8 protein-coding genes are annotated in these 14736 nt (G+C 57.0%); all 8 read left to right on the top strand.

The genetic code is table 11. From position 1 onward, the window contains the following. The first annotated feature begins 869 nt into the window (after positions 1-869). Positions 870-1469: an RNA polymerase sigma-70 factor gene (locus tag H9I52_RS14630; protein WP_187454443.1), complete on the top strand. Its 600-nt coding sequence runs from the start codon at positions 870-872 to the stop codon at positions 1467-1469. A 136-nt stretch (positions 1470-1605) separates the two neighbouring features. Continuing rightward, on the top strand, positions 1606-2658 hold the full coding sequence (locus H9I52_RS14625; RefSeq protein ID WP_187454442.1) for a FecR family protein: 1053 nt from the start codon (positions 1606-1608) through the stop codon (positions 2656-2658). A gap of 142 nt (positions 2659-2800) precedes the next feature. Then, on the top strand, positions 2801-6220 hold the full coding sequence (locus H9I52_RS14620; RefSeq protein WP_187454441.1) for a TonB-dependent receptor: 3420 nt from the start codon (positions 2801-2803) through the stop codon (positions 6218-6220). A gap of 22 nt (positions 6221-6242) precedes the next feature. Continuing rightward, entirely contained in the window at positions 6243-7853 is a 1611-nt protein-coding gene (locus H9I52_RS14615) for a RagB/SusD family nutrient uptake outer membrane protein (RefSeq protein WP_187454440.1), read from the top strand. Positions 7854-8221: 368 nt separating this feature from the next. Then, positions 8222-11119 (top strand): sugar-binding domain-containing protein, encoded by a 2898-nt coding sequence (locus tag H9I52_RS14610; protein ID WP_187454439.1) that lies wholly within the window; start codon positions 8222-8224, stop codon positions 11117-11119. 203 nt (positions 11120-11322) lie between these two features. Continuing rightward, positions 11323-12990, top strand: coding sequence for a glycoside hydrolase family 43 protein (locus H9I52_RS14605; RefSeq protein WP_187454438.1), 1668 nt, complete (start codon positions 11323-11325; stop codon positions 12988-12990). A gap of 36 nt (positions 12991-13026) precedes the next feature. Further along, entirely contained in the window at positions 13027-13338 is a 312-nt protein-coding gene (locus H9I52_RS14600; RefSeq protein WP_187454437.1) for a glycoside hydrolase family 97 N-terminal domain-containing protein, read from the top strand. Between the two features lie 70 nt (positions 13339-13408). Next, complete coding sequence (locus H9I52_RS14595) at positions 13409-14704, top strand: glycosyl hydrolase family 8 (RefSeq protein WP_187454436.1); 1296 nt, start codon at positions 13409-13411, stop codon at positions 14702-14704. The last annotated feature ends 32 nt before the right edge of the window (positions 14705-14736 follow it).

Here is a 14736-nt window from a genome sequence, read left to right as displayed (position 1 = left end):
ACTGCTACCAGTCCGCTTTGGGAAAGTAGAGTGTTATTCGCCGTGTACTGATTTGTTTCGGTGAAAGTGGCAAGCCAAGTACCTTCTAAAGAAGGGGCCGGCGTTGGGCTATGCTTCTGACAAGCTGATGTAAGCAGGTACAACCATAAAAAGAGGATGATTCTGATCATAAGCAATTGATTATAAATTAATTATCTATTGCAGGAAACGTGTGATAGGAGCTACCGGCTTTGGCGCTTTAAATGCTTAAAGACCAAATATATTGCTACCGGCTTAAGTCTAGACCCGAACTACCCAATAGAATCCAAAAAAGAAGGAGGTTGGGCGCAACTGTCCAGAGTCCGATTGTTGCCGGCGCGCCTGCGCTTTTAAAATGTCAGCGCCGAGTAAATAAGTAACGCTCCATAGCCGGCGAAAAGCGGGCCGTACTCTCGGGGTGCCGACGGTAGAGGGGACATGTGCCCGAAAGAATGCCTCTGCTGGCCTAGAGGAGGAATGGCTTAACGCGGCCCGGCCACATTTTTAATACCCGCTAGGTATCCATAAGAAAGTGCGGTCGCTTAGGTGAGGTACTTTACTTTCCGCAACCGTGTCCTGCCTTTTCTGCAGAACATGTACAGCAAGTAGCCTGTTGCAAGCCTGCCGTTATAGCGTGCGGTTCTCCCCGAAGCGTGTTACACATCCTCCGGGTTAAGGACGACTGAACGCGGCAACGGCGACGTTTCCTCAACAACGGCAACACGACCAACTGGTGGCTTCAATGTCCAGCTTGAGTGGTTTACCCTAAAAAAGGGCCGATATTTTGGTAGCAATAACTTAGTGTTTAATTGTACATTCGCTGTTAGCCTTTCCTTATCAGCTGCTATTCTGTGACTTATTCTTCTTTTCGCATGTATGTTTCCTTCACGGATGCCGAGCTGCTGAATGCTTTACAAGCAGAAGATGAAGCTGCCTTCGCAGAGATTTACAAGCGCTACTGCTTTCGCCTTTTTACCGTCGCATACCAGAAGCTCAGGAGTAGGGAAGTAGCGGAAGAGCTCGTGCAGGAGTTGTTCGCCACCCTCTGGAGTCGCCGCGCTACCCACCACATTGAGGAGCTGCAACCCTATCTGTTCTCAGCGATTCGGTACCGAATTATCAACTACATCAAGGCGGAAAAACTGAAGGCGGGTTATGAGCTTTATTGCCGCCTTAGCACACCCGAGACTACCACCGATACGGAAGATTTGTTGGCTCTGCATGATTTGCAGGAGGCCCTGATGGCCGGCGTGCGGAAGCTGCCCGAAAAATCGCGTGAGGTGTTTGAGCTTAGCCGATTGGAACACCACTCCGTGCAAGAGATTTCAGTGCTCGTAAACTTATCGGAAAAGACCGTTGAGTACCATTTGACCAAGGCCCTCAAATTGCTGAAGAACTATCTGCGTGACTTTCTGCTGATTGTCATACCTTTCCTTTTGTTTTTAAAATAGTACAACGCGTTATTAATCAGCATGTTAGTAAATTGATAACATGCTGCTGATTTTACATTTCGAAAAAAAGTTGCGGTGAGTTTAGGGGTAGGGGCAAGTTCGTTGACTTGTACAGTAGCCCCCAAATACTCTTGCCGTGACGGAAGCCGAATTCCACAATTTACTCCAACGCTACCTCGATGGCCGCTGTACGCCCGAAGAGCGGGTGTTGGTAGAGCACTGGTACGACCGTCTCGATGACTTCGAGGGAAAAGCGTTGCAGAGCCAAAACCAGGAGGCCGTGGAAGACGCCATTTGGCAGCGACTCAAGCAAACCCAAGTGGATGCCGAAGCCAAGCCCCGGCTGTTGCGGCATCCGGCGGCTTTCTGGCAAACTGCTGGTTTTCAATGGGCTGCTGCCTTGGTGCTGTTTGCGTTAGGCCTTGGTGTGTTGCTGCCTTACGCAAAGCGTTTGCAAGCCCCATCTTCCGGCTCGGCAGTAGCCTCGCATCACGGCTGGACGCGCCGCTACAATACGACGCAGCAAGTACAAGCCTTCCAATTGCCCGATGGAAGCCACATTACGCTGCATCCCGGCAGCAGCCTGCGCTACGCCACGGCTTTTGGGGGGCCCAGAAGAGAAGTGTACTTGGAAGGCGAAGCCTTCTTCAAGGTCAGTAAGAATCGTGCCCGGCCATTTCTGGTATTCACAAAGCAAGTGGTCACAACGGTATTGGGCACCAGTTTCAGGGTGAAAGCCTACAGCGGAAGCAAAGAAGCCTCCGTAGCGGTGCAAGAAGGAAAGGTGGCCGTGCAGCCCCGCAAAAACGCTCGGCTAGATGCCACGCCTGCTAATCCGGCCGCTGCTGGCGTGCTGTTGCTGCCCAATCAGCAAGTGGTGTATTCGGTTGCTAAGCATCACTTAAAGAAGGAGTTAGTCGACAAGCCGGTGGTGCTAGCCCCCCAATCTTTCGAGTTTGAGGAACGGCCCGTAGCCGAAGTGCTCACAGCGCTGGAGAAGGCTTATGGCGTCGACATCGTCTACGACCAGGCAAAGCTCGCGGGCTGCACGGTCAGCATCACCTTCTACGATGAGCCTTTGTTCGAGAAGCTGGGCTTGTTGTGCAAGTCGTTAGGTGCCTATTACAGCCTTTCGGAAGCGCAGATAATCATCCACAGCAACGGTTGCCAGCCAGAACCGGGTAGCTAAGCTGCTGCAGGCAGTTTAACCTCAACGGTCTGATGGATCAAACAAAGATTTCTTAAATATAAGTATCTGGATATCAGTTAGTTGCATTTAAATAGTAGTGATTCTTTTGCCTTTAGTCCCCACCACAACTTCCAAACCTCCCATGAAAAACTTGGTACACCTCACCCCCACACTAAGGCATCCCATCCGGGTGTTTTTGCTGCAAGCCCTCATGTTTTGCTTGCTGGCCAGTGTGGCCACAGCACATCCGGGTCTGGCTCAGAACGTATTGGATCGAAAAATTACGCTCCAGGTTGAAGCGAAGACCATCAAGGAAACGCTGGCTCAAATTGCCAAACAAGCCGATATCCGCTTCGTGTACAGCCAACAGCTTGTTGGCGCCGAGCGCAAAGTATCGTTGCACGCCCAAGAAGAATCTTTATCGGCGGTATTGGATGAAGTTTTATCGCCGCTAAAAATTCAATACGAGGTAAACAACGACCGCGTCGTATTGCGTGCCCCTTCTAAGTCCGCTTCCGCAATCGATTCCGATGCAAACGATTCCGATAGGCAGGATATCCCTGTTTCAGGGCGGGTAGTGGACGCAAAAGGCACTGGGTTACCAGGGGTAACCGTAGTAGTGAAAGGCACTTCAAACGGGACGGGGACGGCTGCTGACGGCAGCTTCTCGCTGCAAGCCCCCGAGAATAGCGTGTTGGTATTCAGCTACGTAGGCTTCGTGCGCAAAGAAGTGCCCGTGACCGGAGCCGCCGGCAACCTGACCGTAACGCTGGCAGAAGATGTACAGGCCCTAAACGAGGTAGTGGTCATTGGCTACGGCACGGCCCGCAAAAGCGACCTCACGGGTGCCGTCGCCTCGGTGAGCTCAGCCCAACTGACGCAGGTTGCAACTGCCGACCCCGTGCAAGCCTTGCAGGGCCGTGTTGCCGGCGTAGAGGTTACTGCCAATAGCGGTCAGCCCGGCTCGGGTACGCGCATCCGGGTGCGCGGGGTGGGCACGATCAACAACAGCGATCCGCTGTACGTGGTGGACGGCGTTCAGACCGGGGACATCAGCTTTCTGCTGCCCACCGACATCGAGTCGACGGAGATACTGAAAGATGCCTCCGCCACAGCCATTTACGGCTCTCGTGGTGCCAACGGCGTAGTGCTCATCACCACCAAGCACGGGAAAGCTGGCAAAACCCAATTTAACCTGACCGGCTACACGGGCTTCCAAGAGATTCAGCGTACGCTGGACCTGGCCAACGCCTCGCAATACGCGACGCTGGTTACAGAAGCGTATGCCAACGGCGGTACTCCGGTGCCTGCCAACTACGCTGCCCGGCTACAAAGCGCCATCCAAAGTGGGGCGACCGGCACCAACTTCCAAGATTTGGTCACGCAGCGGGGCCTGATTACCAACTATAGCCTCTCCGCCTCGGGCGGCACCGAGCAGAACCGGTACTTGGTGAGCGGCAACTACTTTCAGCAGGACGGTATCATCTTGAATTCGGGCCTGAAAAAGTACAGCATCCGCCTCAACGACGACGTAGTGCTGACCGACCGCATCAAGGCGGGCTTCTCGGGCACCTTCACCCATTCCGATCTGACGGGCGGGGCTGACGGCGCCAGCACGGGCCTTTTTACGGCGCTGCAATATGCCACCCAAGCCAACCCGATTTGGACGCCCGTGTTGCCATCGGGCGATTTTACCTACGACGACATTACGCCCAACACGCCCAACGTAGCACGCTACCTCGACGAGCAGAAATACAACAAGACGCAGAACAACAACCTTTTCTCTACGGGGTATCTCGATATTACTTTGGCAAAAGGCCTGTCGTTCCGTTCAACGTTTGGCATCAACTACAACAACGGCCACCCGAAGGCGTACCAGCCGCAGTATTACCTGGGGCCAGTAGACCAGCGCGCGCAAAGTGCCCTGCTCGAAACCCGCAGCGAAAACGTCTCGTGGGTGTGGTCGAACTACGCCAACTACACCAAAACCTTCGGCGACAACAGTTCTATCTCGGCTACCCTAGGCCAGGAGGCACAGCGGGGCTACGGCAACAGCATCGGGGTCACAGCCTATAACGTTCCGGCGGAAGCCACTTTGCAGTTCATCTCTGCCAATCGCAGTGCCAACAACGCGGTGCGCAGCTCGCAGTTCGATTCGGGTCTGTTGTCGTACTTCGGCCGGGCTAACTATAACTTCCGCGACAAATACCTGGTGACGGGTACCCTGCGCTTTGACCAAACCTCGAAGTTCTTGAAGGATGTTCGCACGGGCGTATTTCCTTCCGTGGGAGCCGCCTGGAACGTCTCCAACGAGGAGTTTCTTAAAGGCTTGACTGCCATATCGTTACTGAAACTCCGGGGCAGCTATGGCGCTGTGGGCAACCAGAACGCGGCGCCTAATTACGGGTACGCTTCGGTGGCCCGCGGCAACCAGATCTATGTGTTCAACGAAACGGCGGCTCCGGGACTGGCCATCACGCAGATCAACAACCCAGACCTGAAGTGGGAAACCGCGGTTACCACGGACATTGGCATTGACGCGGAATTGTTCAACAGCAAGGTGTCCTTGACTGCCGATTACTTCGTGCGGAAAACCAAAGACATGATTGCCCTGCTGCCCGTCCCCGACTACGTTGGCCAGGCACCGGCCAGCGCCAACGTAGGCTCGCTCCGCAACCGGGGCTTGGAGTTGGCTTTAAACTATCGCAATCAGGTCGGTAAGCTTCAGTATAACCTCGGGGTGAACTTCACCAAAATCAGCAATGAAGTTACGGATCTGGGCGGAGCTACCCCCATTTCCAGCGGCAACGTGCTGGTGCAAACCGGCAACACCACCCTTACAGACGTGGGCCATGAAATTGCCTACTTCTACGGTTTGCAGGCTCAGGGCGTCTTCCACACCCAACAGGAGATCGATGCTTACAAAGGCGCTTCGGGCACGCCAATTCAGCCAGGGGCCAAACTCGGCGACGTGAAGTATCAGGACGTGAACGGGGACGGCGCCATTACCTCCCTCGACCGCAAGTACTTGGGCAGCGCCACCCCGAACTTTAGCTACGGGGCGTCGGTAAACCTATCGTACAGCAACTTCGACTTCAAGCTCTTGCTCTACGGTGTACAGGGAGTAGAAGCCGTGAACGGGGTGGCATTCAACCTGTTGAAGTCCAGTAATTTCGTGGGTGCCTGGAGCAATTTCTACGCCTCGCGCATGGACCGCTGGACGCCCAGCAACCCCAACAGCAACGAGCCCCGCGTAACGTCGAACGATACCAACGGCAACGACCAGTTCAGCAGCCGGTATGTGGAGAACGCCAGCTACCTGCGTGCGCGCAACATGGAATTGGGCTACTCGCTGTCAAAAGACCTACTGTCGAGGTTCTCGATCAACGGATTCCGGATTTTTGCTTCCGTGGACAACCTGTTTACCATTACCAAATACCGTGGTTTTGACCCCGAAATTTCCTCGGCTGGCTACTACAACAACCCCTTGGCCTACGGCGTCGACTACGGCAACTACCCCCAAGCCCGCACGTACCGCCTGGGCTTCAACGTTCAATTTTAATACTCCTTCATAACCGCGTAAGATGAAAACTGCCCACGCAGCTCGCCTCATAGCCTTTACAGTGCTGGCCACCCTTTCGCAAGGATGCAAAAGCTTTCTGGATAAAGAGCCCCTAGGGACCACCACCCAAGATACCCTGTTCCGGGACCCCCTGAATGCCGTGCAAGCGGTAAACGCCATTTATGACGTCGCCTCTTGGGACCAGGGTCCGAAGTGGGGCGACCCGAACGGTCAATTTGTGCCCCAAACGTATGAGTGGATGTTCGGCGACGTGATGAGCGACGACGCCGCGAAGGGCAGCTCACCCAGCGACTTCCCCACCCTTACGGAGCTCAAAACCTGGAACATTCCTCCCTCTAACCCGCCTGTTACGACGCTGTGGGTGCATAGCTTTACCGGAATTGCCCGTGCCAACTCCGTGATCAACAACATCGATGCCGGCACGATCGACGCAGCCCTGAAAACGCGCCTGAAAGGCGAAGCCTTATTTTTGCGGGCGTATTTCTACTTCAATTTGGTAAAGTCCTTTGGCGGGGTGCCGCTGTTTGACAAAACGGTTTCGCCGAAGGATGCTGCTAACGTCACCCGCGCCAGCATTGCGGAAACGTATGCCTTCCTGGAGAAAGATCTGAAAGCGGCCGCCACGATGCTGCCCGAAAAAGACGGCTACGCCGCCGCCGACTTAGGGCGCGCAACCAAGGGGGCAGCCAATGGCTATCTGGCCCGGGCAATTATGTACCAGCTCGGTACGGTCAATGGCAACAACCATACGTGGCAGGAGGTGTACGATCTGACCAATACCGTTATCACTTCGGGGAAGTATAGCTTGTTGCCCAACTACGCCCAGATTCACCAGACGATTGGCGAAAACAGCAGCGAATCCATCTTTGAGATTCAGTTTGCTACGTCCAATGATGGCTATGGCCCCATCATGACGGGCACGACAAACAACATTTTTCAGAACAACCGCAAAACCTTTGGGTACGGCTTCAACAACCCTACCCAGAACCTGGTAAATGAATTTGAACCCAACGATCCACGCCTAGAATGTACGGTCATCAAAAACGGCGACGTTGTATTGGGCATTAAGAACGTGATCGACATGACGGAGAATGAGACGGGATATCTGAGCCGTAAAGTGGCGATTATTGCTCCCAACAACACTGCGTCCGGACCGCAGAATATCCGCAAGATGCGCTACGCCGACATCCTGCTGATGAAAGCCGAAGCCGCTGCGCAGACCAGCAAAAATGCCGAAGCCGTTGCCTTGGTCAATCAGGTGCGGCAGCGCGCCCGTACCTCCACGCGGCCTCCGGGCACCACGGTGGGGTCCTTGGCGTACGAGCCGGCCAATACCCCAGCCGGCACCTTGCCCGACCTTTCCACCAGCCTCTCGGGCCCTGCTTTGCTGAACGCCATCTGGCACGAGCGCCGGGTGGAGTTTGGCGAAGAGTCGCTGCGCCTCTGGGATTTGATTCGGACCGGACGGTACATGACGCTATTGCCTGCTGAAGTCCGGACTCGAGCGCTTGCACGCGTAACGAAAGAAACATCGGTGAACCCTACGCCGCTGCTGCCCATCCCGCTGACCGAGGTGCAGGCCTGGAACCTGCCGCAGAATCCTGGGTATTAATTCCTGATGCCTTCGTTGCCGCTCTGGGTAGCCTGGCAATCTTGAGTTATTTGATGCAAACGCCCCGCTTTATTAGCTGTAAAGCGGGGCGTTTTGCTAATTAACGGGGAAGAAAAGCAAGGCTATGAGTACAAGAAACAATTACGTTGGCGCCCCCTGGCGCGTCCGCAGCCTGGTAGTCGATAGGTCAGGCAAGTCATTGATGGTGAAGGGTTTATCTTGTGTAAGGATGCGCCCATTTACTTGGAGAACGGGTGCCGAACCGGTTTGTCAGACAGTGAACAGGCAAGTGATTTATGCAGCGTAGTAGCCATTCCGCGTTACGCTCACGGGGTGAAAACTACCGGGTAGCCTTGCGTTTCCCACTTATGCGCCTTGTTGCCAAGCTTGGTTTCTTCTTCTGGTTTGGCGTTTTATCGGGGCCGCTGAAGGCCGCCGACGTGCTGCCGCTGGCGGGCGAGTGGCACTGCCGGCTCGACCCCGAGGATGCGGGAATTACGGCCCGCTGGTTTGCCACTAGCCTGCCCCAAACCGTGCGCTTGCCGGGTTCGCTGGCCGAGAATGGCTTGGGCGACCCGGTCTCGTTGCGAACTAAGTGGACGGCCACCATCTACGACAGCTCGTGGTTCTACAATCCGCGCATGGCCAAGTACCGTCGGCCCGACAACTTCAAGGTTCCATTCTGGCTCACCCCCAACACGTACTACGTCGGGCCGGCCTGGTATCAGAAAACAGTCGACATTCCCGCCGCCTGGCGCGGGCGGCGGCTTCTGCTGTTCCTAGAGCGCGCCCACTACGCCACCCGCGTGTGGGTGGACAACGCCGAGGTGGGGCAGCAGGTGTCGCTGGTGGCTCCGCACCTGTACGAGCTGACCAAGGTCTTGTCACCAGGCCCGCACACGCTTACCGTGCGCGTCGATAACCGCCTGGAAACCTTGAACGTAGGTCCCGACTCGCACAGCGTATCCGACCACATCCAAGGCAACTGGAACGGGCTGATTGGCCGGTTGGAGCTGCAGGCCGGACCGCCGGTCTTCTTGCAAAGCGTGCAGGTGTACCCGGATGTAGCCCACCGCGCGGCGCGGGTGAAGCTAGTAGTGCAAAACACCACTGCCAAGTCGCTCCGGAGTAGCGTGCAGCTCGCCGCGCAGGCGTACAACAGCGCCACGGCTCACCAAGTAGCTCCAGTGCAGACAGATTTCGTAGCCAAGCCCGGCGAAACAAGCCTAGGACTCACGCTGCCCATGGGTGAGGCGGTACAGCTCTGGGATGAGTTTCACCCGGCTCTCTACCGACTCACCGCCGCGCTCCGGCCGAAAAAAGGTACAGCCGACGAGCAGCAGGTTTCTTTCGGGATGCGCGAAATCAAGGCCGTGGGCAACCGGTTGGTGGTCAATGGCCGGCCCATATTCCTGCGCGGCGACTTGCACAACGGTGAGTTCCCGCTGACGGGCTATCCGGCCATGGACGTGCCCGCCTGGACGCGGGTGCTGCAAGTGCTGAAAAACTACGGTTTCAACCACGTCCGCTTTCATTCGTGGTGCCCACCCGAAGCGGCATTCACTGCGGCTGACCAGCTGGGGTTTTATCTGCAGCCCGAGGGGCCGAGCTGGCCTAACCACGGCACCTCCCTGGGCGACGGACGCCCCGTCGACCAATTTATCTACGACGAGACCACGCGCATGGCGGCGGCCTACGGCAATCATGCTTCGTACTGCATGCTGTCGGCGGGCAACGAGCCGGCCGGCCGTAACCAGGCCAAGTACCTGGCTGATTTCGTAAAGTTTTGGCAGTCACGCGATTCGCGCCGCGTTTATACGGGGGCATCCGTGGCCATGAGTTGGCCCTTGGTCCCCGAAAACGAATACATGATCAAGTCGGGGGCGCGGGGGCTGCCTTGGGCCAAAGACCGTCCCAACAGCACCTTCGACTACCGCGCCGCTATTGAGAAGTTCCCGATGCCCTACGTGACCCACGAGATGGGCCAATGGTGCGTGTTCCCCGATTTCAAGGAAATAAGCCAGTACACCGGCGTGTACAAAGCCCGCAACCTGGAGCTGTTCCGCGAAGACCTCGCCGACCGCGGCATGGGCGACCAAGCCGAGGCATTTTTGCAGGCATCGGGCAAGCTGCAGCTGTTATGCTATAAAAGCGAAATTGAGGCGACCCTGCGCACGCCGGGCTTAGCGGGGTTTCAACTGCTTGGGCTTCAAGATTTTCCGGGGCAGGGCACGGCGCTGGTTGGCGTGCTCAACCCGTTCTTTCGGGAGAAAGGCTACGCGGCGGCGGCGCAGTACCGGCGCTTCTGCCAGCCCACGGTGCCGCTGGCCCGGTTGCCTAAGTTTGTATTTACCAGCGACGAAACGTTTGAGGCGGCCACCGAACTCTACCACTACGGCCCTGAAGATTTGCCCCAAACCACGTTCACTTGGACAGTGAAGGCGCCCGATGGCTCCTTCGTAGCCCAAGGTCAATTCGCGCCGGCTGCCGTGCCCACGGGCACCAACACGCCGCTGGGCACCGTGCGCTTGCCGCTGGGCCGCATCACGAAAGCCACCCAGCTTACGCTGGCAATTGCCGCCCCCGGTACCGCCATTGCCAATGACTGGAACTTCTGGGTGTACCCGGCCCGGCTGCCGGCGCTCCTTCCAAGCGAGGTGTACTGTTGCACCCGCCTCGACGCCAAAGCCCAGCAAGTGCTGGCCCAAGGCGGCCGGGTGCTGCTCAATGCTGCGGGTCAGGTGGTGAAGGGCAAGGAGGTAGCGATGAGCTTCACGCCCGTGTTCTGGAACACGTCGTGGTTTAAGATGCGCCCGCCCCATGTCACCGGTTTTGTGGTCGATCCGGCGCACCCCGCCCTGGCGGACTTCCCCACGGAGGCGCACAGCGACTTACAGTGGTGGGAAATCGTCAACCAAGCCCAGGTGATGCACTTGGAAGACTTTCCTGCGGGCTTTCGGCCCATTGTGCAGCCCATTGACACTTGGTTTTTGAACCGCCGCCTCGCCCTGGTGCTGGAGGCTAGGGTAGGCCCTGGTCGCCTGCTTGTGTCCAGCGCCAACCTCGCCCCAACAGACGATGCCCAGCGCCCGGCGGCCCGTCAGCTATACTACAGCCTGCTGCGCTACGCACAGTCGGCACGCTTCAACCCGGCAGCAGCCGTTGACCTGCAAGTGGTGAAAGACCTGTTCGAAACGCCCTCGCGGGAGCAGTTCAGCACCTTCACCAAAGGCAGTCCCGACGAACTAAAACCGCAGCATAAATAACCCGCGAGGTATCTAATTGCTTGGAAATGAAAAGCTTACGTTTTCCACCGCACCAAAACGCTAGCACACCAAAAGTATGCAAGTGATTGACTATTAGGTGTTTACGAATTAACTCTTTTCTTGCTTACCCAGTCTTGGGTGGCACAAGCCACTTCTTTGAAAAAATTACAGAATCTTACAGCCCCACCAGCCTCCTCCTGCACATGAGACCATTCCGCTTCCTGGTAATCTTCTTGCTACAATGCTTTGTAGTACGCGCACAATCGATTGAGTTAGTCAATCCGATTCTAACAGGTTTCTACCCAGACCCTAGCATTGTGAAGGTCGGCGCGGACTACTACCTGGTGAATTCCACCTTTTCTTACTTTCCGGGCATTCCGGTCATGCACAGCAAAGACCTGAAAAACTGGAAGCAGATTGGCAACGTCATCAGCCGACCCTCGCAGATGAACTTCCTGGGCGACCGCATGACGCGGGGCCTGTTTGCCCCAGCCATTGAGCATCACAACGGCACTTTCTACGTCACGTGCACACTCATCGACCACAAAGGCAACTTCGTGGTAACGGCCAAAAACCCCGCGGGCCCGTGGAGCGACCCGATTTTCTTGCCGGAGGTAAAAGGCATCGATCCCTCGCTGTATTTTGAGGGCACCAAGGCCTACGTCATCTACAACAGCGACCCGCCCGACAACAAGCCGCTCTACGACGGCCACCGCTCCATCAAGATCATCGAGCTGAATCCGCAAACGCTGCAGACCGTGGGCGAGGCCAAGATCGTGGTGAACGGGGGAGTAGACCTGAGCAAAAAACCCGTTTGGATCGAGGGGCCGCACCTGATGAAGCGAGGCGATTGGTACTACCTCTACGCGGCCGAAGGCGGCACCTCGGTCAACCACACCGAAGTGGTGTTCCGCAGCAAGGCGCCCTTGGGGCCGTTTGTGCCCTACGAGAAAAACCCCATTCTCTCGCAGCGCGAGTTGCCTAAAGACCGCCAAGACCCCATCACCTCAGCCGGGCACGCGCAGTTTGTGGAAGGGCCTGATGATAAGACCTACGCCATTTTTCTGGCTGTGCGGCCCTACGAGGGCAACTACTACAATACCGGGCGCGAAACCTTCATTGTGCCCGTGGTGTGGAAAGATGAGTGGCCCATCACGGATCCCGGAGCCAACGGCGTGCAGTACCGTTATAAGGCCAACTACGCCGAGGTAAAGCAGCCCGGCGCCCGGCCGCAGAGCGGCAACTTCAGCTACACGCTCACTTTTGAGAAGCAGCTAGACCCCGCGCTGCTCTTCATGCGCACGGTCGACAGCGCCAACTTCTCCTTGAGCAGCGCCAACGGCCTCACCCTGAAGCTGAAGCCGGAAACGTGCGCAGAGCTCGGCAACCCTGCCTTCGTTGGCAAGCGCCAGCAGCATATGTATGGCAGCGCTGAAACGGAGCTGGCCTTTTCGGCCAAGGCAGAAAACGAAACCGCGGGCCTGGTGGTATTTCAAGACGAAAAGCACTTCTACTACCTCTGCAAGTCAGTGGAAAAAGGGAAGCCCGTGCTACAGCTGTGGAAAAGCACGCCCGAGCCCAAGAACCTGGAACTATTGGCCAAAGCGCCGCTAAAAGCGGCCGCCGCCAAGGTGCGGCTGCGCATCAATGCCGACGGCGACACGTACAGCTTCCGCTTTTCGGAAGATGGCAAAACCTATGCTGTGTTGAAAGACAAAGTAGACGCGCGTTTTCTGAGCACGCAGACCGCGGGCGGGTTTATCGGGTGCATGTTCGGGCTGTACGGCACGTCGGCGGGGCAGCCAACCACCAACACCGCTTCCTTCAAGTGGCTCAAATACGAGGGGCACGACCCCATGTACAAGCAATAACACGCGGCCTGCACCGCTTCCTTTCTTTTGCCTGCTATGCGCTTACTTCCACTGCTTTGCCTCTTGGCGTTACCGCTCGCCGCAGCCCAAGCGGCCGCCCAGCCCATGCGCATCAGCAGCCCCGACGGGGCCGTGTTGGTGACGGTTGCCGTAACGGTCCAGGGCCAGCCCACCTACGCCGTGCATTACCGTCAAGACAAGCTGCTGCGGCCCTCGAATCTGGGCCTGCAAGGCAGCACGCTCATCACCGACGGGGCCACCAACCGTAGCTTTAGCACACTGCCCTGCGCGGGCCGCACCGTCAGCGTGATGCTGCCCGCGCAGGGCGGCTTCGTGGTGCAGCCTTAAACCCGGCTGGCAAAACTCTGACCAAATAGGCGGCCCATGCGACGGGCCGCCCAGTGCCAATTACCATCCTATGAATACATTCTCCACCTTCGTTTACCGCGGTCGGGTTGGCCTGCTGCTCCTCGGCCTGCTGTATGCCGGCTTGGGCTGCGTGGACGCCCAGCGCGCGCTCAAGCCAGCTGCTACCAGCCAGAAAGGAGCTTTCTACACAGGCAAGTACCCTAACCTGCTGCGGGAGGCCGGCTACTCCCAAACTGCCATCGACCAGAAAATAGCCCAGACTTACCAGGCGCTGTTTGAAGGGCCCAACCGAATTTACTTCGAGGTAGGCGACTCGATGGCCTACGTATCGGACTTGAAAAACCACGACGCCCGCACCGAAGGCCTGTCGTACGGGATGATGGTGGCGGTGCAGCTCAACAAAAAAGCGGTGTTTGACCGCATCTGGCGCTGGTCGAAGAAATACTTGCAGCACCAGGAAGGACCCCTGGCGGGCTATTTCGCCTGGAGCGTCAACCCGGCCACGCTCAAGCGAAATTCTGAGGGCCCTGCCTCCGATGGAGAACTGTATTTCGTTACTAGTCTGCTGTTTGCGTCCAACCGTTGGGGCAACAACACTGGCATCAATTACTACCAAGAAGCCCGCCGGATCTTGGATGCCATGTGGAAGAAAGACGGCACCGGCGACGTATTCAACCTGATAAACACCCAACACAAGCAGATATCCTTCGTGCCGGTGGGCGACATGTACAACTGGACGGACCCGTCGTACCACGTGCCGGCGTTTCTGGAAGTGTGGGCTGCCTACGCCAAAGACGGCCACGAGCCATTTTATAAAGCGTGCGCCGATACGTCGCGGGCCTTTTTGCACCGCGCGTGCAGCGCCGCCACCGGTCTCAACTACGACTACACCGAGTTTAGCGGGAAGCCCCACGCGACCAAATGGGCGCCGCCGGCTTTTCGCTACGATTCGTGGCGGGTGCCCATGAACATTGCCATGGACTACGTGTGGTTTGGTCAGGACAAAGCCTGGCAGCAGCAGTATGCGCGGCGTTTGCAGGGGGTTCTGCGCGGCAAAGGCTTGAACACGTTCGAAGACCAGTTTAACGTCGATGGCTCGCGGCCCGACTTCATTCTGCCGGCGGGCAACGTCAAGAAGCTACGGCACTCGCTGGGGCTGGTCGCCACCAGTGCCTCGGCCTCGCTCATGGGGCAAGACCCCAAGCTGGACTTTGTGCACGCGCTCTGGGACGCCAAGCTGGCGCCCTACGAAGATGCTTACTTCGACCCATACTACGACGGCCTGTTGTACCTGTTCAGCTTGCTGCACTTAAGCGGCAAGTACCAGGCGATCAAGCCCGGGTAACCCTAATTCCCTTTCAATCAGACACTTGTTTG

The organism is Hymenobacter sp. BT491 (genome assembly GCF_014349165.1).
Taxonomy (GTDB): domain Bacteria; phylum Bacteroidota; class Bacteroidia; order Cytophagales; family Hymenobacteraceae; genus Hymenobacter; species Hymenobacter jejuensis.
The sequence above is the reverse complement of the archived record's forward strand: the minus strand, read 5'-3'. Positions and strand labels throughout refer to the sequence as shown.

Coding starts and splice junctions, on each gene's coding strand:
- H9I52_RS14615 (WP_187454440.1), top strand. CDS start 6,243: ATGAAAACTGCCCACGCAGCTCGCCTCATAGCCTTTACAGTGCTGGCC.
- H9I52_RS14600 (WP_187454437.1), top strand. CDS start 13,027: ATGCGCTTACTTCCACTGCTTTGCCTCTTGGCGTTACCGCTCGCCGCA.
- H9I52_RS14595 (WP_187454436.1), top strand. CDS start 13,409: ATGAATACATTCTCCACCTTCGTTTACCGCGGTCGGGTTGGCCTGCTG.
- H9I52_RS14610 (WP_187454439.1), top strand. CDS start 8,222: ATGCGCCTTGTTGCCAAGCTTGGTTTCTTCTTCTGGTTTGGCGTTTTA.
- H9I52_RS14620 (WP_187454441.1), top strand. CDS start 2,801: ATGAAAAACTTGGTACACCTCACCCCCACACTAAGGCATCCCATCCGG.
- H9I52_RS14605 (WP_187454438.1), top strand. CDS start 11,323: ATGAGACCATTCCGCTTCCTGGTAATCTTCTTGCTACAATGCTTTGTA.